The 24,453-nt window shown below is 71.0% G+C and carries 22 protein-coding genes; 17 read left to right on the forward strand and 5 right to left on the reverse strand.

Translation table 11 applies throughout. From position 1 onward, the window contains the following. The 15 genes from LQV45_RS03560 to pepD all read left to right on the forward strand — a co-directional run. Nucleotides 1–308: hypothetical protein (locus tag LQV45_RS03560; protein WP_230005776.1), on the forward strand; the 308-nt coding region annotated here is incomplete at its 5' end. After that, the gene (locus tag LQV45_RS03565) at nt 305–1,804 is read left to right on the forward strand and encodes an FGGY-family carbohydrate kinase (RefSeq protein WP_230005777.1); all 1,500 of its coding nucleotides are present in this window, start codon (nt 305–307) and stop codon (nt 1,802–1,804) included. The genes LQV45_RS03560 and LQV45_RS03565, both read left to right, overlap by 4 nt. After that, on the forward strand, nt 1,797–2,636 hold the full coding sequence (locus tag LQV45_RS03570; protein WP_230005778.1) for an HAD-IIA family hydrolase: 840 nt from the start codon (nt 1,797–1,799) through the stop codon (nt 2,634–2,636). Before LQV45_RS03565 ends, LQV45_RS03570 begins: the two co-directional genes overlap by 8 nt. A gap of 36 nt (nt 2,637–2,672) precedes the next feature. Next, nucleotides 2,673–3,668, forward strand: coding sequence for a thiamine pyrophosphate-dependent dehydrogenase E1 component subunit alpha (locus LQV45_RS03575; RefSeq protein WP_205796742.1), 996 nt, complete (start codon nt 2,673–2,675; stop codon nt 3,666–3,668). Continuing rightward, the gene (locus LQV45_RS03580) at nt 3,665–4,696 is read left to right on the forward strand and encodes an alpha-ketoacid dehydrogenase subunit beta (RefSeq protein ID WP_230005779.1); all 1,032 of its coding nucleotides are present in this window, start codon (nt 3,665–3,667) and stop codon (nt 4,694–4,696) included. Before LQV45_RS03575 ends, LQV45_RS03580 begins: the two co-directional genes overlap by 4 nt. Nucleotides 4,697–4,718: 22 nt before the next feature. After that, a complete protein-coding gene (locus LQV45_RS03585) occupies nt 4,719–4,961 on the forward strand; it encodes a biotin/lipoyl-containing protein (protein ID WP_128216539.1) in 243 nt (80 codons plus the stop codon). A 54-nt stretch (nt 4,962–5,015) separates the two neighbouring features. Then, complete coding sequence (locus LQV45_RS03590; RefSeq protein ID WP_230005780.1) at nt 5,016–5,888, forward strand: class II fructose-bisphosphate aldolase; 873 nt, start codon at nt 5,016–5,018, stop codon at nt 5,886–5,888. Further along, nucleotides 5,885–6,553 carry a 2-oxo acid dehydrogenase subunit E2 gene (locus LQV45_RS03595; protein WP_230005781.1) on the forward strand — a complete coding sequence of 223 codons (669 nt, stop codon included), beginning with the start codon at nt 5,885–5,887 and terminating at the stop codon, nt 6,551–6,553. Before LQV45_RS03590 ends, LQV45_RS03595 begins: the two co-directional genes overlap by 4 nt. Continuing rightward, entirely contained in the window at nt 6,550–7,365 is an 816-nt protein-coding gene (locus LQV45_RS03600; RefSeq protein WP_230005782.1) for a lipoate--protein ligase family protein, read from the forward strand. The genes LQV45_RS03595 and LQV45_RS03600 overlap by 4 nt, the downstream gene beginning before the upstream one ends. 142 nt (nt 7,366–7,507) lie before the next feature. Beyond that, nucleotides 7,508–8,752 carry an epoxide hydrolase family protein gene (locus LQV45_RS03605; protein ID WP_230005783.1) on the forward strand — a complete coding sequence of 415 codons (1,245 nt, stop codon included), beginning with the start codon at nt 7,508–7,510 and terminating at the stop codon, nt 8,750–8,752. Nucleotides 8,753–8,856: 104 nt separating this feature from the next. Continuing rightward, nucleotides 8,857–10,008, forward strand: coding sequence for a sugar ABC transporter substrate-binding protein (locus LQV45_RS03610; RefSeq protein WP_230005784.1), 1,152 nt, complete (start codon nt 8,857–8,859; stop codon nt 10,006–10,008). Nucleotides 10,009–10,080: 72 nt separating this feature from the next. Then, nucleotides 10,081–11,121, forward strand: coding sequence for an ABC transporter permease (locus LQV45_RS03615; RefSeq protein ID WP_230005785.1), 1,041 nt, complete (start codon nt 10,081–10,083; stop codon nt 11,119–11,121). Further along, nucleotides 11,118–12,644: a sugar ABC transporter ATP-binding protein gene (locus LQV45_RS03620; protein WP_230005786.1), complete on the forward strand. Its 1,527-nt coding sequence runs from the start codon at nt 11,118–11,120 to the stop codon at nt 12,642–12,644. Before LQV45_RS03615 ends, LQV45_RS03620 begins: the two co-directional genes overlap by 4 nt. Before the next feature lie 4 nt (nt 12,645–12,648). Beyond that, nucleotides 12,649–13,665 carry an ABC transporter permease gene (locus LQV45_RS03625; protein ID WP_230005787.1) on the forward strand — a complete coding sequence of 339 codons (1,017 nt, stop codon included), beginning with the start codon at nt 12,649–12,651 and terminating at the stop codon, nt 13,663–13,665. A gap of 50 nt (nt 13,666–13,715) precedes the next feature. After that, nucleotides 13,716–15,209 carry a beta-Ala-His dipeptidase gene (pepD, locus tag LQV45_RS03630; protein ID WP_230005788.1) on the forward strand — a complete coding sequence of 498 codons (1,494 nt, stop codon included), beginning with the start codon at nt 13,716–13,718 and terminating at the stop codon, nt 15,207–15,209. Nucleotides 15,210–15,306: 97 nt separating this feature from the next. Here the strand turns inward: pepD and LQV45_RS03635 are convergent, their stop codons facing one another. The 5 genes from LQV45_RS03635 to LQV45_RS03655 form a co-directional block, all read right to left on the reverse strand. After that, nucleotides 15,307–16,287, reverse strand: a complete 981-nt coding sequence (locus LQV45_RS03635; protein WP_230005789.1) for a sugar-binding transcriptional regulator — start codon at nt 16,285–16,287, stop codon at nt 15,307–15,309. Between the two features lie 127 nt (nt 16,288–16,414). After that, nucleotides 16,415–17,449: an ABC transporter permease gene (locus LQV45_RS03640; RefSeq protein WP_230005790.1), complete on the reverse strand. Its 1,035-nt coding sequence runs from the start codon at nt 17,447–17,449 to the stop codon at nt 16,415–16,417. A gap of 17 nt (nt 17,450–17,466) precedes the next feature. Then, nucleotides 17,467–18,984 (reverse strand): sugar ABC transporter ATP-binding protein, encoded by a 1,518-nt coding sequence (locus LQV45_RS03645; protein ID WP_230005791.1) that lies wholly within the window; start codon nt 18,982–18,984, stop codon nt 17,467–17,469. Nucleotides 18,985–19,038: 54 nt separating this feature from the next. Further along, entirely contained in the window at nt 19,039–20,037 is a 999-nt protein-coding gene (locus tag LQV45_RS03650; protein WP_230005792.1) for a substrate-binding domain-containing protein, read from the reverse strand. Nucleotides 20,038–20,100: 63 nt separating this feature from the next. Then, the gene (locus LQV45_RS03655; protein WP_230005793.1) at nt 20,101–21,096 is read right to left on the reverse strand and encodes a sugar-binding transcriptional regulator; all 996 of its coding nucleotides are present in this window, start codon (nt 21,094–21,096) and stop codon (nt 20,101–20,103) included. 177 nt (nt 21,097–21,273) lie between these two features. Here LQV45_RS03655 and LQV45_RS03660 point away from each other — a divergent pair, with 177 nt between their 5' ends. Continuing rightward, nucleotides 21,274–22,917 carry a glycerol-3-phosphate dehydrogenase/oxidase gene (locus tag LQV45_RS03660; RefSeq protein WP_230005794.1) on the forward strand — a complete coding sequence of 548 codons (1,644 nt, stop codon included), beginning with the start codon at nt 21,274–21,276 and terminating at the stop codon, nt 22,915–22,917. A gap of 10 nt (nt 22,918–22,927) precedes the next feature. Further along, on the forward strand, nt 22,928–24,453 hold a 1,526-nt coding region (locus LQV45_RS03665; RefSeq protein WP_230005795.1), incomplete at its 3' end, for a glycerol kinase GlpK.

The following is a 24,453-nucleotide window of genomic DNA, read 5'->3' on the forward strand; positions in this document are numbered from 1 at the left end:
CCCTGGACCTGCTGGCCGACCCCGCCGCCCTGGAGCAGCGCCTCGCTGCGATGCGACCCGACCGGGAGGCGATCGCGCGTGCGCTGGCCGTCGCCGGGGCGCCGCTGCGCCGCGAGGACCTCGGCGCCCACGTCACGCCCGAGATCTGGCGGTGGGCCGTGGCGAACTGCCTCTACATGCGCAACCGCGTGACCGTGATCGACCTCCTCGCCGCGGCGGGCTGGTGGACCGCGGCCGACGTCGACGCCGTGCTGGCGCTCGCCGACGACGCCGTGCGGGCGGCCGTCGCCGCAGAGGTGACGGCGTGAGCGACATCGTCCTCGGGATCGACTGCTCGACCACCGGGGCCAAGTGCGTCGCCTGGGACCGGCACGGGCGCGCCGTCGCGCAGGGTCGCAGCGACATGCCGCTGTCGATCCCGCAGCCCGGCTGGGGCGAGCAGGACCCCGAGGACTGGTGGCGCGCGACCGTGCGGGCCGTCCGCGCGTGCGTGCGCACCGTGGGGCCCGATCGGGTCCGCGCGCTCTCGATCACGCATCAGCGGGAGAGCTTCGCGCTGATGGATGCCGAGGACCGTCCGGTGCGTCCGGCGATGCTGTGGCTGGATTCGCGCGCCGGCGACCAGGTCGATCGCGTCGGAACGGAGCGCATCCACGAGCTCACCGGAAAGCCGCCGAACCCGACACCGGCGCTGTACAAGCTGCACTGGCTGTCCGAGAACGAGCCCGAGTCCCTCGCCCTGACCGCGCACGTCGCCGACGTGCACGCCTACCTCGTCCACCGGATGACGGGGGAGTGGGTGACCTCGATCGCCAGCGCCGACCCGCTCGGGATCGTCGACCTGGCCGCCGGCGACTACTCGGACGAGATCCTCGGGGGGCTCGGTCTGGAACGGAGCGTGCTGCCGCGCCTCGTCGAGCCCGGCACCCCTCTCCGGGGGCTGCGTGCCGAGGAGGCCGCGGAACTCGGGCTCACGACCGACGTCCTCGTCGTCGCGGGCTCCGGCGACGGGCAGTCGGCCGGCCTCGGCGCCGCCGTGTGCGGCGAGGGAGACGCCTACCTGAACATCGGGACCGGACTGGTGTCCGGGTGCTTCGGCGCACGCTTCCACCCCCACGCCTCGTACCGGGCCATGTCGGGCGCGATCCCGCGGACCGTGAGCAACGAGATGTTCGTCGGGGCGGGGACCTTCATGGTGACCTGGTTCCTGCACGAGATCGCGGCGGGCGAGCCCGCGGGCGTGGTCCGCGAGGACTGGTGGGAGCAGCAGGCACGGACGGTGCCCGCCGGCGCCGAGGGGCTGTTCGTCGTCCCGTACTGGAACGGGCAGCTGACCCCCACCTGGGATCACCGGGCCCGGGGCACGATGATCGGGTTCGGGGGCGTGCACACGCGGGCGCACATCTACCGCGCGATCCTCGAGGGCATCGCCTTCGAGCTGCGCTGGTGTCTGGAGCGGGCGGAGGAGCATTTCCCGGCGCCGGTGACGGAGTTCGTGGCGATGGGCGGCGGGGCGCGCAGCGACCTGTGGTGCCAGATCTTCGCCGACGTCCTGCAGCGCCCCGTCGTCCTCGCGGGCCACGACGAGGCCACGGCGCTGGGGGTCGGCATCCTCGCCGCCGTCGGGGCGGGGCTGTTCCCCGGCATCCCCGAGGCGGTCGCGGCCATGACCCGCCGCGGTCGTCGCTACGACCCCGACCCGGGGGCCGCCGCGCGCTACGACGACCTGTTCGACGCGTACGGCGCGATCTACCCGGCGCTGCGTCCGGTCTTCCCGCGGATCGCGGAGGTGGCGCATGTCTGACGCGCGGCCCGAGGGCTGGTTCGACGCCTACCTGTTCGACCTGGACGGAACGGTCTACCTCGGCGACGAGCTGCTCCCGGGCGCGAGCGAGCTGCTGGCCGATCTCCGCGCGCGCGGCGCGCGCACCGTGTTCCTCTCGAACAACCCCACGCGCGACCCGGCGATGTACGTCGCGAAGCTCGAGCGCCTCGGCATCCCGGTGGATCCGAGCGAGATCGTGAACACCGTCGTGAGCACGGTCGCGTGGCTGCGCAGCGAGCACCCGGGCGCCACGGTCTTCCCGATCGCGGAGGCGCCGCTCGTGCGAGCCCTCGAGGCCGCCGGCATCCGGGTGAGCGAGGACCCGACCGAGATCGACATCGTCGTGGCCAGCTACGACCGGGGTTTCGACTATCGCAAGCTCCAGATCGCTTTCGACGCCCTGTGGCAGCACCAGCGCGCGATCCTCGTCACCACGAACCCCGATCGGTACTGCCCGTTCCCGGGCGGGCGCGGCGAACCGGATGCCGCGGGGATCGTGGCGGCGCTGGAGGCGACGACCGGGGTGCGCTGCTCGGCGAACATGGGCAAACCCGACCGCATCATGATCGATGCGGTCACGGCGATGCTCGGACCCGAGGTGCGCTCGGTCGTGATGGTGGGCGACCGGCTCGAGACCGACGTGCGGATGGCCAAGAACGCGGGCATCTCGTCCGCGCTGGTCCTGACGGGGGACGCCTCGCTCGCCGACGTCGTGAGGTGCGAGCCGCATCTGCGTCCCGACTTCGTGCTCGACGGCATCGGCGACCTGCGTCCGCGATCGACGGTTGCGGCCGGTCTCTCGCATGCTTAGAATAATCAACCACACACCGAATAAGCATTCCCACGAATGACGGAGAGGTCAGCGATGGACGAGGAATTCCTGCTCGAGATGCAGCGGCGCATGCTGCGCATCCGCGGCTTCGACGAGCGCGCGTCGAAGATGGTCAAGCGCGGTCACATCCCGGGCACCGTGCACACCTCGATCGGCCAGGAGGCGCAGGTCGTGGGAGCCACGATGGCGCTCCGCGACGGCGACTACATGACCGGCAACCACCGCAGCCACGGCCACCCGATCGGCAAGGGATCTCCCCTCGGACCGCTCATGGCCGAGCTGCAGGGCAAGGCCGACGGCGTCTGCAAGGGCAAGGGCGGATCGCTCCACCTCGCCGACTTCGCCGTCGGCAGCCTCGGCGAATCCGGCATCGTCGGCTCCTCGATCCCGATCGCGATGGGCGCCGCACTGTCGTCGCAGGTGCTCGGCCGCGACAGCGTCGCGCTCGCCTTCTTCGGTGATGGAGCCGCCAACCAGGGCGTCCTGTACGAATCCATGAACATGTCCGGCGTCTGGAACCTGCCGGTGATCTTCCTCTGCGAGAACAACCAGTACGCGCTGTCCACCCCGGCGCACACGGTCACGAGCGGCGTCATCGCCGAGCGCGCCGCCGGATTCGGCATCCCCGGCATCCGGGTCGAGGAGGGGCAAGACGTTCTCGCGGTGTACGAGGCCGTGTCGGCCGCCGTCACCCGTGCCCGCGCCGGTGAGGGGCCCACCCTCATCGAGGTCGTCACCTACCGGTACAACGAGCACTCCGAGGGCCTGCGGCTCGGCACCGACTACCGGCCCGTCGACGAGCGCGAGGCGTGGCTCAAGAAGGACCCCCTCGTGCTCTTCCGTGAGCGCCTGATCGCCGAACACGGCCTCACCGCCGAACGGATGGACGCGCTCGAGCAGGAGATCCTCGCCGAGGTCGACGCCGCCGTCGCGTTCGCGGAGAACAGCCCCTTCCCCGACCCCTCGGTCGCCTTCGACGACCTCTACACCGACTCGGAGTACGCAGCATGAGCGTGATGAGCTTCCTCGGCGCGATCGGCGCCGCCCAGCGCGAGGCGATGGATGCCGACGAGCGCGTCGTCATCATCGGCGAGGACGTCGAGGCGAACGTCTACGGCACCACCGGCGGCGGCAAGACCCGCCGCGAGACCGGCGACTTCGTGCAGATGTACGGCCGCAGCCGCATCCGCAACACCCCCATCTCGGAGGAGGGCATCGTCGGTGCCGCCGCGGGCGCCGCGATGACGGGCCTGCGGCCGGTCGTCGACCTCTCGTACTCGAGCTTCCTCTACATGGCGATGGACCAGCTCGTGAACCAGGTCGCGAAGAACCGCTACATGTTCGGCGGCCAGGCCTCGATGCCGGTCGTCTTCCGCTCGGCGATGTTCTACGGCCTCAACACCGGCGCCCATCACTCGGACCGCCCGTACCCGATGTTCATGAACGTCCCGGGCCTGAAGATCATGGTGCCCTCGTCGCCAGCGGACGCCAAGGGGCTGCTCCGCACCGCGATCGACATGGACGACCCCGTGCTCACCTTCGAGGCGTGCATCCTGTGGGGTGCCAAGGGAGAGGTCGAGGACGAGCCCTTCTGGGTGCCGTTCGGCGTCGCCCGCACGGTCCGCGAGGGCACCGACGTCACGATCGTGGCGATCTCGAGCTCGGTGCCCGAGGCCGTCGCCGCCGCGGAGGAGCTCGCGGCAGAGGGGGTGTCGGCGGAGGTCATCGACCCGCGCACCCTCGTGCCGCTGGATCGCGACGCGATCCAGCGCTCGGTCGCCAAGACCGGTCGCCTGGTGATCGCCGAGCCCGCGCACCGCACGTGCGGCGCGGCGGCCGAGATCAGCGCGCTCGTCAGCGAGGAGGTCTTCGACGCGCTGAAGGCGCCGATCGTGCGGCTTACCGCTCCCGACATGCAGATCCCCTTCAGTCCCGCGCTGGAGAAGCAGATGTACCCGAGCAAGGACGGGATCGTCGCCGCCGTGCGGCGCGTCACCGGCCTGACCGCCCCCGCGCTGGCGACCGCCGGCGCCGAGTGAGAGACGACAGAAGGAGAACGACATGGCACGTGTAGAGGTTCTGCTCCCGCAGTGGGGCATGGGCATGAGCGAAGGCTCGATCGTCCAGTGGCACAAGAAGGTCGGCGACCGCGTCGCCGAGGACGAGCCGCTCGCCGACGTCGAGGCCGAGAAGGTCGAGGAGACCCTCGAGGCCCCCGCCACCGGAACCCTCACCGAGCTCCTCGTCGAGGAGGGCGACGTCGTGGAGGTCCGCGCCGTCGTCGCCGTCATCGAGACGGACTAGGCCGTCGCACGATCCGCCGGGCAAAGGGGCCCGGCGACAGAGAAAGGGCACATCATGACCGGAGTCGACCCGCTGGGTCTCATCACCGCCGCGCAGGCCGGCGGATACGCCGTCGGCGCGTTCAACATGCACAATCCCGAGACCACGCAGGCCCTGATCCGTGCCGCCGAGCGCGCGGACGCGCCGGTGTTCCTCCAGGTGGGGCGCGCGATCGTCCCGCACATGGGGCTGCGGGCGGCGTACGAGATGACGCGACGCGAACTCGACGCCTCGGGCCTCCAGGCGCCGATCCATCTCGACCACGGCACGTACGACGAGGTGTTCGAGGCGATCCGCCTCGGGTTCGACTCGATCATGTTCGACGGGGCGCACCTGGACTTCGAGGAGAACATCCGGGTCACCGCCGAAGTGGTCCGCGTGGCCCACGCGTTCGGCATCCCGGTCGAGGCCGAGCTGGGCCGGATCCCGGATGCCGCCGACGACATCCCGTGGGAGGAGTACTACACCCGCGTCGACGAGGCCGAGCGTTTCGTCGCCGAGACCGGGGTCGACCTGCTGGCGATCTCGGCCGGCGTGATGCACGGGGTCACCGGCGTCGAGCCGCGCCCCCTCGACATCGAGCGCATCCGCGCGATCCGTGACGCGGTCGGCATCCCGCTCGTCCTGCACGGCGCGTCCGGCGTGCCGGCCGATCAGCTGCACGCGGCGATCGAGGCGGGAGTGCACAAGCTCAACGCCGACACCGACCTGCGGCACGCCTTCCGACGCGGCATCGAAGAGGTGTGGTCGCGCGGCGACCGGCAGTTCGAGGAGGCCGTGTCCGAGGGGCGCGAGCGCATGATCGAGGCGACCGTGCAGAAGATGCGCGAGTACGGTTGCGCCGACCGCGGTTCGGCTCCCCGCGACGCATCGGCGGTGCTCGTGTGAGCACCGTGGTCGAGGAGGGGCGCGTCGAGCCGCTGACCGGCCTGCGGCGGACCGCCGCGCGACGGATGGTCCAGGCGTGGGCCGCTCCGGTCTTCCACGTCACCGTGGAGATCGACATGACGGCGGCTCTGCGCACCCGCGAGCGCGCCCCCGGTGCCACGGTGACCGACGCGATCCTGCGGGCCAGCGCGCGCGCCCTCGTGGCCGTCCCCGAGGTGAACGTCCACGTCGGCGAGGACAGCGTCATCCGTTTCGACCGCGCCAACGTCGGCGTCGCCGTCGACAGCCCCAAGGGCCTCGTCGTCCCCGTCGTGCACGACATCGGCGCGGCCGAGCTGTCGGACATCGCCCGTGCGCGCGCCGACGTCGTCTCGCGGGCGCGCGAGGGGGCGCTCACCCGCGACGACATCACCGGCGGCACCTTCACGGTGTCGAACCTGGGGATGATGGGCGTCACGCGCTTCGACGCGATCCTCAACGTCCCCCAGGCGGCGATCCTCGCGGTCGGCGCGACCGTTCCGCGGTACGTGCACCGGGAGGACGCCGGGCTGTGGGTGCCGACCGCGGAGTTCACCCTCACCGCCGACCACCGCGCCCTCGACGGGGCGACCGCCGCGCGGTTCCTCGGGGTCCTGCGCGCCGAGCTGGAAAGCCCCGGGACGTGACCGCCCGCGTCCGCGGGGACGGGGGACCGTCGCCCGCGGACGCGGGGGGCGTGCGTCTGCTGATCTCCGCCGACGCCGAGGGGGTCGCGGGTCGCGACCCCGCGCGCGAGGTGCTCACGTCGTTGCTGCTCCTGCACCGCGTCGCCGCCGACGCCGGGCCCGCGGTGGTCCGGGTCTTCTCCCCGGAGCCCACGGTGGCGTTCAGCCGGCGCGAGAGCCTGCATCCCCGCTTCTCCGAAGCGGCCGCGGTCGCGCGCGCGGCGGGTTACCTGCCCATCGTGCGACCCGCGGGCGGTCGGGCCGTGGTGCTGGACGCGGACTGGATCGTGATCGACGTCATCCACCCCGAGGGGGAGCGCGGGGCGGATGCCGAGATCTTCCGCGCGCGCGGTGAGCAGTTCGTCGGGCTCGCCCGGCGCTGGGGCGTCGACGCCCGCCTCGGTCCCGTCCCGGGGGAGTACTGCCCGGGGGACTGGTCGGTCAACGCCGGCGGTCGGGTGAAGCTCGTGGGCACGGCGCAGCGCGTGGTGCGCGGTGCCCGCCTGTTCACGGCGAGTCTGCCGCTGCGCGTGACCCCCGGCGCCCGGCGGCTGCTCGACCGGGTCAACGGCATCCTGGACCTCCCCTGGGATCCCGCGACCGCCGGGTCGCTCGCGGACGAGACCGCCGTGACGGAGGCGGTCGTCCGCGCCGACCTGACGGCGTTCTTCGCCGGGGCGGACGCCCGGCGCGTGCGCCCGGACGACCTGATCCCGGATGCCCCCGAGGCGCTCGCCGCGCTCGCGGGCGACCGGATCGTGACCTCTTCGTGACCTCTCGGCGAGCGGTCGGCGCCGCGGGATTCCGGGGCGCGATCACCCGTTGACAGGGGCGCTCGGGAGGCTTAACGTATAGCCAATCGCAAGATGAATAGTTAGTACAACTGGTCCCCGACCGAGAACGAGGAGGTTCACGGTGTCCGACAGCTACGACGTCCGGCCCTTCCGGATCGACATCCCCCAGGCCGATCTGGACGACATGATGGAGCGCCTGAAGCGCACGCGCTTCGCGGACGACTTCGCCAATGACGACTGGCGCTACGGCTACAACACCGCCTATCACCGCACGCTGGTCGACTACTGGATCAACGAGTACGACTGGCGCGACGTGGAGCGCCGCATGAACGAGCTCCCGCACTTCCGGGTGGACCTCATGGGCGTGCCGCTGCACTTCATCCACGTCAAGGGCAAGGGGCCGAACCCGATGCCGCTGCTCCTGCACCACGGCTGGCCCTGGACCTTCTGGGACGTCCGCAAGGTCATCGAGCCGCTCACCGACCCCGCGAAGTTCGGCGGCGACCCGGCCGACAGCTTCGACGTGGTGCTGATCTCGCTCCCCGGCTACGGATTCTCGTCGCCGCTGCGCGAGCCGGGCTGGAACTTCTGGCGGACCGCCGACCTCGAGAACACGCTCATGACGGACGTGCTCGGGTACGAGCGCTACGCCACCGCCGGCGGCGACTGGGGCGCCCTCATCGCCCAGCAGCACGGGCACAAGTACGAGGACGACGTCATCGGCGTCTACACGCACTTCCCCGCGCAGCTCTCGCACTACCTGCCCGAGCACCCCGACCAGCCGACGCACGTCGAGTACGACCCGGCGCTCGGCCTCCCCGCCGCCTCCGAGTACGGCGACGGCGAGGAAGGCTGGTTCGAGCGCGGGAAGCTGTTCGTCGAGCGCGAGAGCGGATACGGCGAGATCCAGCTGACCAAGCCCCAGACCCTCGCGGCCCTCGTGGTCGACTCCCCGGCGGCGCAGTTGGCGTGGATCACCGAGAAGCGCTACTTCTGGGGCCTCGCCGAGCGCGGCGAGGGCACGGAGGCGTTCGAACGCGTCTGGCCCAAGGAGGACCTCGTCACCACGGCCGCCGTGTACTTCCTCACGGGCACCGGCGGCACGTCGTCGCGCTACTACTGGGAGTGCCGCGGAAACCCGTGGACCCCGTCGCACGACCGCACCCCGGTCGTCGGCGTCCCCACCGCCGTCTCGATCTTCCCCGGCGAGATCTACAAGCCCCCGCGCACCTGGACCGACGCGTACTTCAACCTCCAGCAGTACCGCGTCCACGACGAGGGCGGGCACTTCGCTCCGCTCGAGGTCCCCGAGATCTACGTCGACGACGTCCGCACGTTCTTCCGCACCCTGCGACCGGCGGGCTGATCCCCGCTCTCGTCCTGCCGACCCCGGCTCACGGTCCACCCCACCGGCCGGTTCCCACCCCACCTCGCGACCGCTCCGCCGGCGCACTCGACGAAGGAGTCGAAATGATCAGCACCCGTTCCCGCACACGGATCCTCCGCGGCCTGGCCCTGTCGGCCGCCGCCGCCCTCGTCCTCACCGGATGCACCTCGACCGCCGGCGCCACCGGCGGCGCCGCGCAGCCGCTGAAGAAGGAGGACCTCGTGCTGGTGGCATCCGTCATCAACACCACCAACCCCTACATGGCCTCCAACATCGCCGGCGCCGAGGCGCTGTCGAAGAAGCTCGACATCCCGCTCGAGATCGTCGACTCCAATGGCTCCTCGCAGACGGAGATCTCGAAGATCCAGGCGATCCTCGCCAAGGGCAAGAAGGTCGTGCTCTTCGTCAACACCGTCGCCAGCTCCGACGCCCCGACGATCGTGAACGCGGTCAAGGCGGCCGGCGGCTACGTGACCATCTGGTGGAACAAGCCCGACAACCTCGACCCGGCCCAGGTCGGCGACAACTTCGTCGCCTTCCAGAAGATCCCGGGCGTCGAGTCCGGCAAGTGCAACGCCGACGCGCTCGGCGAGTCCCTCGACGGTCAGGGCAACGTCATCATGCTCCCGGGCGTGCAGGACAGCACCACCAGCCAGACGCGCGTCGCGGGGTTCAAGGCCGAGATGGCCGAGAAGTACCCGAACATCAAGATCCTCGAGGAGCGCCCCTCCAACTGGGATCCGCAGCTCGGCTACAAGAACTCGCAGGACCTCATCGCCAAGTACGGCGACACCATCGACGGCGTGTGGAGCGCCGACGACGCGATGCAGACCGGGTCGATGAAGGCGTTCAAGGATGCCGGACTCCTGGACACCACGAAGTTCGCCTCGGACGGCCTCTACCCCGACACGATCGCGTCGATGCAGTCCGGTGAGGGCGACAACGCCATCGTCGGCGAGACGTTCCACCGCGGGTACATGGCCTCGGCCGTCGGTCTCTACACCGCCTACCTCGCCGCCATCGGCGAGATCAAGCCGTCGGAGCTCCCGCAGGAGAAGCGCGACAGCCTCTTCGAACTGAGCTGCGTCACCCCCGACACGCTCAAGGACTACCTCGGCTACGACGCCGCGGACGGCCCGGAGAAGTTCGTCGACTCGCTCATCGAGAACGGCCCCTGGGACACCGAGCCGATGAAGCTCATCGGCGGCGGCCCCGAGGTCCTCCCGTCCAACTGACGGCCCGCGTCCCCCGGCCGCCCGCGGCCGGGGGACGCTCCACCCCTCACTCCTACGACGACGGAGTCGATCATGACAAACACCACCGAGCGGCCCCCCGCGGCCGACACCACCGCGATCCGCACCCGAGAGCATCACATCGCGCGTCGCACCCGTTTCTCCGGATGGGCCGAACCCGTCGCCCTCGTGGGCGCGATGGTCGTGCTCGTCATCGTCTTCTCGCTGCTGAACCCCCGGTTCGCCAGCGTGGGCAACCTCCAGAACATCCTCGACCAGGCCACGGTCCCCCTCATCGTGGGGGTGGGTGCGACGCTGGTGATCCTGCTCGGCTCCATCGACCTGTCGGTCGAGGGCGTCATGGGCGCCGCCGGCATGGCGTGGATCCTCCTGTCGGCGAACACCCGCGGCGGCCCCGACCTCGGCCCGCTCGCGTGGATCATCGCGCTCGCCGTGGGCGCGGCCCTGGGGTGGCTCAGTGGCGTGATCTTCACCCGCCTGAAGGTCCCCTCCTTCATCGTGACCCTGGGCATCTGGTACGTCGGTCTCGGTGTCGCCACGATCCTCTTCGGCACCGAGTCGATCCCGACGCTCACCGACGACGCCCTGTCGACGTGGTCGTCGCAGACGACGGCCGGCATCCCGAACGGCTTCTGGCTGGCCGTGGGTGTCGTCGTCCTCGGCGTGCTGCTGCTGCGCTACACCCGATTCGGACGGCTGACCCTCGCGATCGGCGACAACGAGGGCATCGCCCGCTCGGCCGGCATGCCCGTCGCCCGCATCAAGACAGCGGTCTTCCTCGTCGCCGGGCTCCTGAGCGGGCTGGCCGGCATCATCGCGACGATGAAGCTCGGGGCCGGGTCGGCCACCGTCGGCGCCGGAACCCTCTTCCTCGTCATCCCGGCCGTCGTGATCGGCGGGACCTCGCTGGGCGGCGGACGCGGAGGCATCCTCCGCACCGTCCTCGGCGTGTTCCTCCTGACCCTCCTCAGCAACGGGCTGATCCTCTCGGGCGTGAGCCCGAGCTTCCAATCCGCCGTGTCGGGGGCCATCCTCGTCGTGGCGATCGTCGCCGCTGCCTGGTCGCAGCGCAACCGTCTGAGGATCGCGAAATGACCGAGCAGACCCCCGTCATCGCCCTGCGCGACATCCGGATCTCCTTCGGCGCCGTCGCCGCCGTCAAGGGCGTCTCCCTCGAGATCGGTCCCGGCCAGGTGGTCGGACTGATCGGCGAGAACGGCGCCGGCAAGTCGACGCTGCTGAAGATCATGACCGGCATCCACCAGCCCGACGCGGGCACGATCGAGGTCAACGGCGCTCCCGTGCGGTTCCGAGGACCCCGGGATGCCATCGCGGCCGGTGTCGGCGTCGTGCACCAGGAGCAGTCGCTGTTCACCAACCTCACGGTCGCCGAGAACGTCGAGATGAACACCAAGCCCGGCAAGGGCGGGGTGGGTCGCGCAGGCTTCTACCGCTGGGGACGCCTGAACAAGGACGCCGCGGAGACCCTCGCCAAGATCGGCTCGCAGCTGGACCCCCGCACGAAAGTCGGCGACCTGTCGTTCGTCGACCGTCAGATGGTCGAGATCGCCCGCGCGATCCGGGTGCAGACCCGCTCGGGCGGCCAGCCCCTCGTCATCCTCGACGAGCCGACGTCGGTGCTCGAGCGCACCGAGACGGCCATCCTGGAGCGCGAGATCGGCAAGCTCCGCGACGTCGGCTCCGTGATCTTCGTCTCGCACCGGCTCGACGAGGTCATGCGCATCTGCGACCGCGTCCTGGTCATGCGCGACGGCGAGCTCATCGCCGACCGCCCGGTGGCCGACGTCACCGAGGCCGAGCTGTTCCGGCTCATGGTCGGGCGCGAGGCCCACGCCGAGGCGCGGGAACGGCAGGCGCTCGGCGCCGACGACCGCCCCGTGCTGGAGGTGCGCGGTCTCGGCCGCCGCGGCGAGTACGACGACGTGTCGTTCGAGGTCCACACCGGGCGTCTCACCGCGATCGTCGGCACCAGCGGCTCGGGGCGCGAGTCCCTCTCGCGCGCGCTGTTCGGCGCCGAGGTCTTCGATCGCGGGCAGATCCTCATCGACGGCGTCGCCGTGAAAGACTGGACGATCTCGCACGCGGTCAAGGCCGGAGTCGGGTACGTCCCGGCCGAGCGTCGCGTGGAGGGGATGGTCGGGGGTCTCAGCGCCGCCGAGAACCTCACGCTGACGCACCCGGGCGACGCCGCCGCCGGCGGTGTCCTGCGTCCGGGACGCCGCAATCGCACGTCGCAGGAGTGGTTCGACGCCCTCGAGGTGCGGCCGAACGACATCTCGCTTGAGCTCGAGCGGTTCTCGGGCGGCAACCAGCAGAAGGTCGTGATGGCCAAGTGGCTGACCGCCTCCGACCTCAAGCTCCTCGTGCTCGACCACCCGCTGCGCGGCCTCGACCCGGGCGCCGCGCAGATCGTCAACGCCCAGATCCGGCGGGCGTGCGAGAACGGCACCGCCGTGATCCTGCTCGCCGACACCCTCGAAGAGGCCCTCGAGATGGGCGACGAGATCATCGTGATGCGCGACGGCCGGACCGCGGCCCGCTACGACCTGGTGACGGAGGATCCGTCCACCCTCGACCTGCTGGAAAGGATGCTGTGATCCCGTGAACGCCTTCGCCACCGTCGCCGACCGCTCGGCCGTCCGCGACGAGAAGTCCACTCCGAAGCGTTCGCGCCCGCGTCCGCAGCGCGTCTGGCAGACCGTCGGTCCGCCCGTGATCTTCGTGGTGATGTTCGCCGTCGTCGCCGCCCTCACCCCCGCGTTCCTCGGTGGCGGTGGACTCACGATCATCGCCGCCTCGGCCGCGCCCATTCTCCTGGTCGCCCTCGGCCAGGCGCTCGTGCTGCACATCGGCTCCATCGACCTGTCCAACGCCGCGATCGCGCTGCTCGGCGCGATCCTCCTCGCCACGTTCCTCGCGCCGCTCGGTGCGGTCGCTCCGCTGGTCGTGCTCGCGATCGTGACGCTCTGCGGTGCGCTGAACGGTCTGCTCGTGGCCTTCGCACAGGTGCCGTCGTTCGCCCTCACCCTGGGCACCCTCGGCATCTACTCGGCGGCGGCACTCGTCACCAGCGGCGCCACGACCGTCTACGTCACGGCGAACGGCGAGGGCGTGGCCGCGCTCTACCAGACCGGCGTCGTCGGCATCCCGCTGACGTTCTGGCTGGGCGTCGTCGTCGCGGTCATCCTGTGGGCGGTCCTGCGCTTCACCCGCCTCGGCCTCGGCATGACCGCGGTCGGACGCAACGAGTCCGGCGCCATCTTCTCGGCCGTCCGCACCCGGGCGATCAAGGTCGTCGCCTTCAGCCTCTCGGGCTTCACCGCAGGTCTGGCGAGCATCGCGATCATCGCCCAGGCCGGGTCGGCCTCCCCGACGGGCCTCGGCAGCGATCTGCTGCTCCCCGCCATCGCCGCGGCGATCGTGGGCGGCACGTCCATCTCGGGCGGGGCGACGAACCCCATCAACGTCGTCTTCGGCGCGCTCACCGTCGCCCTCGTCCCCATCGCCACCGCCGCCCTCGGCATCGACGCGCAGGCGCAGAGCCTGGTCTACGGCGTCGTCATCATCACCGTCGTGGCCCTGACCATGACCCGCTCGCGCGGGTCTATCGTCAAGTGACCCCGCGGCCGATCCCCGAAATCGCCCCGCCGTTCTCAGAGAGGAGAACCATGTCCGACACGCTTTCCGTCCCGCCCACCACGGGTGTCCTGGACGACCTCGAGCCCCGGGAGGTGCTGCGGTGGTTCGAGTCCCTCGCGGGCATCCCGCGCGGCTCGGGCAACGAGTCCGCCGTCGCCGACTGGGTCGTCGAGTTCGCCCGCTCCCGCGGCCTGGAGGCCGTCAAGGACGAGGTCAGCTGCGTCCTGGTGCGCAAGCCCGGTCAGGGCGGTCTCGAGGATGCCGCGCCCCTCATCCTGCACGGACACCTCGACATGGTGTGCGAGAAGGCGGAGGGGGTCGAGTTCGACTTCGTCACCGAGCCGATCCGTCTGCTCGTGGACGGCGACTTCATCACCGCCGACGGCACCTCGCTCGGAGCCGACAACGGCATCGGGGTCTCGTACATCCTCGCGCTGCTCTCCGACGAGGATCTCTCGCACCCGCCCCTGGAGGCGGTCCTCACCGCGATGGAGGAGAAGGGCAAGGTCGGTGCCGGCCAGTTCGACACCTCGCAGCTGCGCGGGCGTCGCATGATCGACTTCAACTGGATCACCGACCAGGAGATCCTCGCCGGCTGCAGCGGCGACGTGACCTTCACCGTCGATCTGCCGGGCGAGTTCCAGGCCGTTCCCGCGTCGCACTCGCGCGCGCTGCGCGTGCAGGTGCGGGGTCTGCGCGGCGGCCACTGCGAGTTCGACATCCAGCTGGAGCGCGCCAACGCGCTGCAGATCCTCGCGCGTGCCGTGCAGGCGGTCACCGACGGGCGCGACGTCCGCGTCTCGGACGTGGTCGGCGGGGCCCAGAACAACGCCATCCCGGCGGATGCCGAGGCCGTGCTCAGCCTGCTCCCCGGGGACGAGGAGGCCGTCCGGGCCGTCGTCGCCGATCTGCAGCGCGACCTCGCGGTCGAGTACGACCTGGCCGACCCCGACGTGCGGATCGAGCTCGTCGAGACCGCCGCGGTCGAGCGGTCGCTCTCGCCCGCCGCCGCGCGGCGGTTCGCGGCGGTGACGCTGCTCATCCCGCACGGGGTGGTCCGCTGGAACCTGCACGTACCCGACCGGGTCGAGACGTCCAACAACCTCGGCACGGTCCGACCGACCGACGACGGGCTCCGGCTCATGTCGACGATCACCTCGGCCCTCACCTCGCGCAAGCACGAGCTGTTCGACCGGGTGAAGGCACTCGTCGACCTCGCCGGCGGCGGGGCGCGCATCGAGATGTACGGCCTCGACGCTCCCGAGTTCCCCTACCGGCCCGACTCCGAGCTCCTCGCCGTGGCCTCGGCCGCGTACCGCGACGTCCTCGGCGCCGAGCCCTCGGTCGAGGTCTCGCAGTGCTCGCTCGAGCTGGGCATGTTCAGCCGGCGGGTCCCCGTCGCCGACATCATCTCGATCGGGACCGAGCTGCACGCGCTGCACTCGCCCGCCGAGAAGGTCAACCACCGATCGGTCGCCCGCGTGTGGCCGCTCGTGAAGAGCGTCGTGTCGCGGCTCGGCTGACACGACCCCTCGGTGCGGATGCCGCGGCCCGGTCGTCGGGGTCGCGGCATCCGTGCCTCTTTCCGGCGTGCTGCGCCGGTGCCGAGGCGGGGATCGCTCAGCGCGTGGGACCCTGCGCGAGGAGGTACTGCGCCGACTCCTCGTCGGTGACGAGCACGTTGATCCACCCGCCGCGCACGGCGGCCAGCAGGGCCTCGTGCTTGTCGGCGCCGCCCGAGACGCCGATGCGTCGTTCGGCGCGGCGCAGCTGATCGAGCCCGACGCCGATGACGAGGTCGTCGAGGGGGGATGCCACGGGGCGGCCGTCGGCATCCATGAAGTTGAGGTTGATCTCGCCGACGGCCCCGCGGGCGCGCACGTCGTCGAACTGCTCCTGCGTGAAGAAGTTCTCGCCTCCCACGAGCGGAGGCACGATCGTGGCGTTGCCGATGCCGACCAGGGCGATGTCGAGCTCGTCCATCGCGGCGAGGGCGCGCCGGGCGTGCGGATCGTTCGCGAGGATCGCCTCGCGCACGTCGGGGGTCGAGACGACGCCGGGGACGCGCAGGAACAGGGCCTCGGCGTCGGTGAGCGAGGCGAGGCGCTCGGTGGCGTTGGTGGCCTGGTGCTGGATCGTCGGCTGTCCGACGCCGCCCAGCAGTTCGACGACGGCCCGGGCGGAGGAGTGCGGGAAGCTCGTGAGGTTCTCGACGAAGCGGCGCATCGACCGGCTCCACGAGGTGAAACCGATCATCTTGTCGCCCACCGGGAGCACCTGGAACACCCCGGCGAGGGCGACGCCGAGCGTCTCGGTGCGCTGTTCGCCGGTCTCGCCCGACGCGTCGACGACGTGGACCTCGCGCATGCCGAACATGCGCTCCACGCCCTCTTCGAGATCGGCGTTGAGTCCCGGCGGCGGGACGACGATCGTGCGGACGATGTTGGCCTCTTCGGCGGCGGCGAGCAGACGCGAGACGCGGGCCTGCGAGATGCCGAGGGTCTTCGCGATCTCCGTCTGGACGATTCCGCGCGTGTGATAGAGGTGCGAGACCTTCGTCATCATGCGCAGCTGCTCGAGCTCTTTGGGATCGCGCGCCATCGTCTGCCTCCCGGATCCGGACCTGTCCTGGGCATCTACTCTGCCAGGCCGACGGTGCGGTGCGGACACGCGGGAGCGGGGCGGCACGCGTGCCGCCCCGCTCCTCGTGGTCGTCATGGGCGGGAGGTCACCGCTCGCCCGCTTGGGCGCGTCGCGCCTGCCGGTCGGTGAGGACGGCGGCGACGATCACCGCACCGAGGACCACGGGCTGCAGGTTGGGCGAGACGCCCAGCAGCGACAGGCCGTTGTTGAGGACGCCGATGATGAGCAGACCGACGAAGGTGCCCAGCAGCGACCCGGTGCCGCCGGAGAGGCTCGCGCCGCCGATCACCACGACGGCGATGACGTTGAGCAGATCCGCAGCGCCCGCGGTCGGCTGCGCGGAGTCCAGGCGCGAGGTCACCAGGAGGCCTCCGAGGGCGGCGAGCAGGCCGGCGATCGTGTAGACGACGAGCTTGGTCCGTCGGACCGGGATGCCGGACAGGCGCGCGACCTCCTCGTTCCCGCCGATCGCGTAGAGCGCCCGCCCACCGGGCCGGAAGCGCAGCCAGAACGCGGCGACGAGGAACACCGCCAGCAGGATCAGCCCCTGGACGGGGATGCCGAGGATGCTCAGCCGTGTCAGGGAGACGAACCACTCGGGGAAGCCGTTGACGGTGTTCCCTCCCGTGATGAACACCGCCAGACCGGTCGCCGCGGACATCGTGGCGAGGGTCGCGATGAAGGGCTGCAGCCGACCGACGGTCACCAGGATGCCGTTGAGCAGGCCGATCAGCCCGCCCACCACGAGCCCGAGCACGAGCGCGAGCTCGAACGGCAGGCCCGCGTACGAGAACAGGTACCCCATGACCATCGAGCTCAGGGCCAGGACGGCGCCGACGGACAGGTCGATCCCCCCGATGATGATGACCAGGAGGGCGCCGACGGACATGATCCCCACCGCCGAGATCTGCGTGACGATGTTGAGCAGGTTGCGGGGCGTCAGGAAGTAGGGGGAGAGGATCGACAGCAGGACGAAGATCACCACGAGACCGACGAGGGGGCCGGGGATGCGACCCGCCCATTTCTTCCATCGGCTCTCTTCGCGTGCGGACGAGGGGACGGTGCGCGCGGCGATCGTCGCCGGGCTCGGGTCGGTGGTGGACGGGTCGGAAACGGTCATCGTCTCGGCTCCTCGGGTCAGATGTGCGTGGCTTCCGCGTGCTGCGGAAGAGCGAGGCGCATGACGGCCTCGGGGGTGGCGTCGGCACGGTCGAGCACACCCTGGGGGCGACCCTCGGCCATGACGAGGATGCGGTGGGACAGCCCGAGGACCTCCTCCAGCTCGGACGAGACGACGATGACGGCGACGCCCTCCTCGGCCAGGCGCCGGATCGCGGCGTAGATCGTCATCTTGGCCCCGACGTCGACGCCGCGCGTCGGCTCGTCGAGGATCAGGACCCGGGGCGTGTCCACGAGCCACTTGGCCAGGAGGACCTTCTGCTGATTGCCGCCGGACAGGTGGGCGACGGCGACGTCGGCCTGTCCGCGGATGTCCAGTTCCTGGCGGAACCGCCGATAGGTCGCCGCGAGGGCGGAGCGGGTGACCAATCCGTGACGGGCGAGATGGCGCTGCCACGGCAGGGTCATGTTGTCCATGCTGTCCCGGCCCAGCAGGAGCCCCTGCGACTTGCGGTCCTCGGGCACCATCGCGATGCCGGCGCGGATCGCGTCCCGGGGGGAGCGGATGACCGTGTCGCGGCCGTCGACGACGATGCGTCCCTCCGTCGCGCGGTCGGCCCCGGCGAGGGTGCGCACGACTTCGGAGCGACCCGCTCCCACGAGCCCGGCGATGCCGAGGATCTCGCCGGCGTGCACCGTGAAGTCGACGCCTTCGAACGCGCCCTTGCGGCCCAGGCCCTCGACCTGGATGACCGTGTCCTCCCGCGCCTCGGGAGGCACGTCGTGACCGTAGGTGAAGTCGCGGCCGACCATCGCTCGCACGATCGACTCGCGCGAGACCTCGCCGGTGTCCCAGCGGGCGGCGAGGTGGCCGTCGCGCAGGCACACGATGGCATCCGACAGCCGCGTGATCTCCTCGATGCGATGCGAGATGTAGATGATCCCGGCCCCGCCTGCGCGGAGGGCCTCGATCTGATCGAAGACGCGGGCGGTCTCGGACTTGCCCAGGGATGCCGAGGGCTCGTCGAAGATCACGAACCGCGGTCGGCGGCTGAGTGCGCGCGCGATCTCGATCTCCTGTTGCGCGGCGATCGACAGCTCGTCGATGCGCTGCCGCGGATCGACGCGGGATCCCAGGCGGCCCAGGACCTCGGCGGCTTCGCTGTTCATGCGTTCGCGATCGACGCGGCCGCCGCGCATCGGCAGGCGTCCGATGAAGATGTTCTCGGCCACGGTCAGATCCCGCACCATGCGGATCTCCTGGTGGATGAGGACGACGCCGGCGGTGAGGGCGTCACGGGGCGAGCGGGGTTCGTACGGAACCCCGTCGATGGTCATCGAGCCCCGGTCGGGCTGGACGAGGCCGGCGATCATCCCGGACGTGGTCGACTTGCCCGCTCCGTTCTCGCCGACGAGTCCGACGACCGTCCCGGGGACGAGGGCGATGTCGATGTCGCTGACGACGGTGACCCCGCCGTACTGCTTGGTCAGACCGGTGCAGACGAGGCCGGCGCCGGGGGTGGGTGTTGCAGCCATGGTGCTCCCTCGATCGGTCGGGCGACGCGGACCCCGTGCCGCCCGACCGGTGGGTCAGTTTCGGGCGGCGTTCGGGCCGTAGAACTTCGTGGGGTCGTTCTCGGAGACGTTGTCTCCGGTGACGAGGACGGCATCCTGGTACTGGTCCTTGGGGATGTCGTCGCCCTTCCCCTCGAGGATCTGAATGGCGTTCTTCACCGCGAGCTGGCCCATCATGTAGGGCTGCTGGGCCATGGTCGCCTGGGTCAGTCCGTCGCCGATGGCCGTGAACATCGTGGGGAAGCCGTCGATGCCGGCGAAGAACATCCCGGTGCGGCCGGCCTGCTGGGCGGCTTTGGCGGCGCCGAGGGCCATCGCGTCGCTCTCTCCGAAGACCGCCTTGAGGTCGGGGTGGGCGGTGAGGATGTTCTGGGTGGTGTCGAAGGCCTGGGTCTCGTCCCATCCGGCGCTCTCCCACTGCACGGCGGTGACGCCGGGGTTCTCCGCCAGGGCCTTCTTGCAGCCCTCGGTCCGCTGCAGTTCGGCGGTCGCGCCGAGCGGACCCTGCAGGACGGCGATGTTCCCCTGCCCGCCCATCTGCTGGAACATCCAGGTGCAGACGTCGTAGGCGGCCTTGACGCTGTCGGTCGCGATGAAGGTGGAGATGTCGACGTCGTCGGTCTCGGGCTTCTGGTCCAGCGCGACGACCGGCACTCCGGCATCGTTGGCCAGGCGGACGCCGGCCCCGGCGGCGGTGGCGTCCTGCGGGGTGTAGATGAGCACGCCGACCTGCTGGGTCAGGAGGTTCTGCACCTGGTTGACCTGGCGGGTGGCGTCGTTGTCGGCGGATTCGAGCACGAGTTCGTAGCCGGCCTCTTCCGCGGCGGCCTTCATGCCGTCAGCGGCCGCGATGTAGAACAGCGACTTCTGGTCGGCGATCGAGACGCCGATGGTCTTCGAGCCGGGAGGCGGTCCTCCCGCGTCCGTGGTGCTGCATCCGGCCAGTGCCGCGGCCGTCACCATCCCCGCGGTCAGGACGAGGGCCGTGCGGCGGAGCAGGCGAGTGCTGTTCATGCGGATCTCCTTCGAAGCGCAATGGATATCTAGTCATATATGGAATGACCATTTGCGCCGATGCTAGATTCGCCGTTCCGAGGTGTCAAGGCTCACCGGATCCAGCAGTGACCGGGCCGTGCCGTCGTCGGTGACCAGGACGTCGATCCAGCGACCGCGGGCGGCGGCGAGGATCGCGGCGTGCTTGCCGGTCCCGCCGGCCACGGCGATGCGCCGCGGCACCCGCCGCAGCTGCGCCAATTCCATGCCGAGGACGAGTTCGTCGAGATCGGATGCCACGGGCTCGCCGTCGATGTTCAGGAACCTCAATCCGATCTCGCCGACGGCCCCCTGCGCCCGGGCCGCGGCGAACTGGTCGTCGGTGAAGAAGTTCTCCCCCGCCACCAGGGGGCGGGTCGCGCGGGCGTCGCCGATACCGGTCAGGACGAGGTCGATGTCGTCCATGCTCGCCAACGCGCGACGGGCGTGGGGGTCCCCGTCCAGGAGGGCGTCGCGCATGCGCGCGGTCGCGACCACTCCGGGTGCGCGGAGGAACACCGGCTCGCCCCCGGTGGCCTGGGCGAAGCGTTCGGTGGTCAGCGCGGCCCGGTGCTGGAGGGTGGGACGGCCGACATCGCCCAGGAGCTCGACGACGCGCCGCGCGGTCGCGCGCGGGAAATCGGGCAGGGTCGCCACGGCCGACTGCAGCGTGCGGCTCCACGAGGTGAGTCCGATGGATCGGCGGTCGATCGGGGTCAGTTGCAGGACTGGCACGAGTGCGCGGGCGAGTGCCTCGGTGAGGCGTTCGCCCGTCAGTGCGCCCGCGGCGACGACGTGCACCTCCCGCAGGCCGAAGCGCTGCTCGATGGCCTGCTCGAGGTCGCTGTGGAATCCCGCGGGCGGCACCACGATCGTGCGGACGATGCCGCGATCGGCCGCCGCGGTGAGCAGGCGCGAGACGCCCGCCTGCGACAGTCCCATCTCGGCGGCGATCTCGGTCTGCACGAGTCCGCGTCGGTGGTAGAGGTGGGCGACCCTCGTCATGGCGCGCAGGGAGGCGGTGTCGCGGGACGGTGCCATGCGCACCCCTTCTCTCTCGGTGTTCACCGCGGCGGCGCGCGTCTGCGAGACTCCCCCTGTCGGTTCCCGAAAGCCGGCGTTCGCTTCCCGTCGCGGCGACTGAGCGCTACGATAGTGGAAACGCATTCAAGGTGCGACTGAATATTCAGACGCACACCACGGTCAAGGGAGACAGTCGTGGACAAGGTCGATCACCCCACGTTCGACATCGTGGTCATCGGAGCCGGGATCAACGGCCTCGGCATCGCGCGAGACGCGGCCGAGCGCGGCCTCTCGGTCGCCCTCGTCGAGCAGGAGGACGTGTGCGCGGGGGTCTCGGCGTGGTCCGGGCGTCTGGTCCACGGCGGCCTGCGGTACCTCGAACGCGGCGACATCCGGCTCGTGCGCGAGTCGCTGCGCGAGCGAGAGCTGCTGTTCAAGGTCGCCCCGCACCTGGTCAAGCCGGTGCGGCTCATCATGCCGTTCTACGCGCGCAACACCCGCCCCTCGTGGATGATCCGCCTCGGCATGCTCGCCTACGACGTGCTCTCGGTCGACAAGAGCGTCGCGTGGCACCGCGTGCTCTCGGCATCCGGTGTCCGCGAACGCTTCCGCGGTGCCGCACGCGACGGCCTGAGCGGCGCCGCCCTCTTCACGGACGGGCAGCTGGAGTACGCCGAGCGCCTGTGCGTCGAGCTCGCGGTGGCCGCGGTCGACGCGGGTGCGCGGCTGTTCCTCCACACGCGCGCGATCGGCCTGCTCGGCACCGGCAAGCGCGTCACCGGCGTGCGGGTCCAGCACGCCGACGGCTCGGTCGCCGACATCTCGGGCCGCCTGACCATCAACGCCGGCGGTCCCTGGGTCGACGCCGTCCTGCAGGGCGACGCGGCCTCGTCAGCCCTGCCCGGCATCCCCGCCCCGCGTCTGATCGGCGGCGCCAAGGGGAGTCACATCATCGTCGACCCGTTCCCCGGCGCCCCCTCCGACGTCGTCTACTACGAGTCGCAGACCGACGGCCGTCTGGTCCTGGTCATCCCGTGGATGGGCCGCTACCTCATCGGCTGCACCGACACGAAGTTCGACCTCGACCCCGACGAGGCCCGCGCCGAGACCGACGAGATCGAGTACCTGCTCACCGAGACCAACGCCCTCGTCCCGGGCGCGAACCTCACCGCCGACGACGTCCTCTACACCTACAGCGGGGTGCGGCCGCTGCCGTACGCACCGAACGTCCCCGAGTGGAAGGTGCCGCGCAGCCACATCGTCCGCGACCACGCCAAGGACGGCCACCCCGGTCTGCTCTCGATCGTCGGCGGGAAGCTCACCACCTACCGTCAGCTCGCGGAGGACGCCACGGATGCCGCGGTCAAGCGGCTGCGCGCCGGACTCAAGCGCCCCGTGAGCAAGCACCAACCGTTCCCCGGCGCCCGGGCGGCCGACCTCGGTGCGTTCGAGAAGGCGCTGCTGTCGACGAGCCTCGTCGAGCGCGACACCGCGGAGCGGCTGTGGGCGCTCTACGGCACGCGCGCCGAACGGGTGCTCGACCTGGTCCGCGAGCGCCCGACGCTCGCCGAGCGGTTCGACCCCGAGTCGCCGGCGATCGCGGCCGAGCTCGTCTTCGCGATGCGCACCGAGTTCGCCGAGACGCTCACCGACGTCTTCGCCCGTCGCCTCCTGCTCGCCTTCGAGCCGAAGCACGGCGTGCGCGGTCTCGAGCGCGCGGCCGACATCGTGGCCGACGAACAGGGGTGGGATGCCGACCGGCGCGCGGCCGAGATCGCCGGTTACCGCCGCTGGCTCGACCACCTCCGTGTGCCCGTCCGCGCAGCCCAGCCGGCCTGACGGAGCGACCGTGTCGACCTCCTCGGGTTACGTCCTGGCCCTGGACGAGGGCTCCAGCAGCGCGCGCGCCGTGCTCATCGACGCGCAGGGCGCCGTCGTCGGAGAGGCGTCGTCGCAGATCGACCCGATCTTCCCGCACGAGGGCTGGGTCGAGCTCGATCCGTTCGACCTGTGGGACGCGCCGCGCACCGCGATCCTGGGGGCGCTCGCGCGCGCCCGGGTGGACGGGTCCGAGGTGCGCGCGGTGGGGGTGACCTCCCACCGCGAGACGATCGTGATGTGGGACCGCCGCACCGGCGCCCCCGTCCACAACGCCATCATGTGGATGTCGAAGCAGACCGACGACATCGTCCGGGAGTGGTCGGCGCGCGGTCTGGACGACGAGTTCCGGTCCCGCACCGGGGTGCGCAACGACTCCTTCTTCTCGGCGGCCAAGGTCGCGTGGCTCCTGCGGCACGTCCCGGGCGCCCGGGAGCGCGCCGAGCGCGGCGAGCTGGCCATCGGCACTCCCGAGACGTGGCTGCTGTGGAACCTCACCGGGGGCGCCGCCCACCGGACCGAGCCCGGGGCCGCGTCCCGCACGGGCCTGATGTCGCTCGCCCGGGCGGAGTGGGACCACGAGTTCTGCGGCATCCTGGACATCCCGATCAGCCTGCTCCCCGAGATCGTCCCCTCCAACGCGTGGTTCGGCGACGTGGCTCCGGGGATCCTCCCCGGCGCCGAGCACCGGTCGGTGCCGATCCTGGCGGTCCTCGGCGACCAGCAGGCGGGCCTGTACGGCGAGGCGTGCCTCGAGCCCGGCAGCGCCAAGAACACCTTCGGCACCGCGGGCGTCCTCACCGTCAACGTCGGTTCCCGCCCGCGGACCCTGCCCGGCATGTGTAGCAGCGTGGCGTGGCGGTTCGACGACGACGTCACGTACGAGGCCGAGGGAGTGGTGTTCCACAGCGGGCAGACGATCCAGTGGCTGCGCGACCGGCTCGGCATCCTGCCGGGGGCCGCCGCGAGCGAGCGACTCGCCGAGAGCGTGCCCGACAGCGGCGGTGTGTACCTCGTGCCGGCGTTCGCGGGACTGTTCGACCCGCACTGGGACCGCAACGCCCGCGGCGGCATCGTCGGGCTGACCCTCGAGTCCACGGCTGCCCACGTGGTCCGCGCCGGGATCGAGGCGATGGCGTTCCAGACGCGCGACAACGTCGACAACCTGCGGCGTCACGGCGTCACGATCCCCCTCCTCAAGGTCGACGGGGGAGCCACGCGGAACAACCTGCTGTGCCAGTTCCAGGCCGACATCCTCGGCATCCCGGTCGCGCGCCCGCAGGGGCTGGAGCGCACCGCCCTCGGCATCGGGCACCTCGCCGGGTCGGGTGCGGGGATCTGGCGGCGCGACGAGATCGCCGAACGCTGGCATCTCGAGCGCGTGTTCGAGCCGCGGATGAGCGAGGACGAGCGCGAGGAGCGCTATGCCGGATGGTTGGATGCCATCGCCTCGATCCGTACCCTCCCGCCCCGCCGCACGTGGTCGGTGCCCGACCC

Source organism: Microbacterium sp. Bi128, from assembly GCF_918698205.1.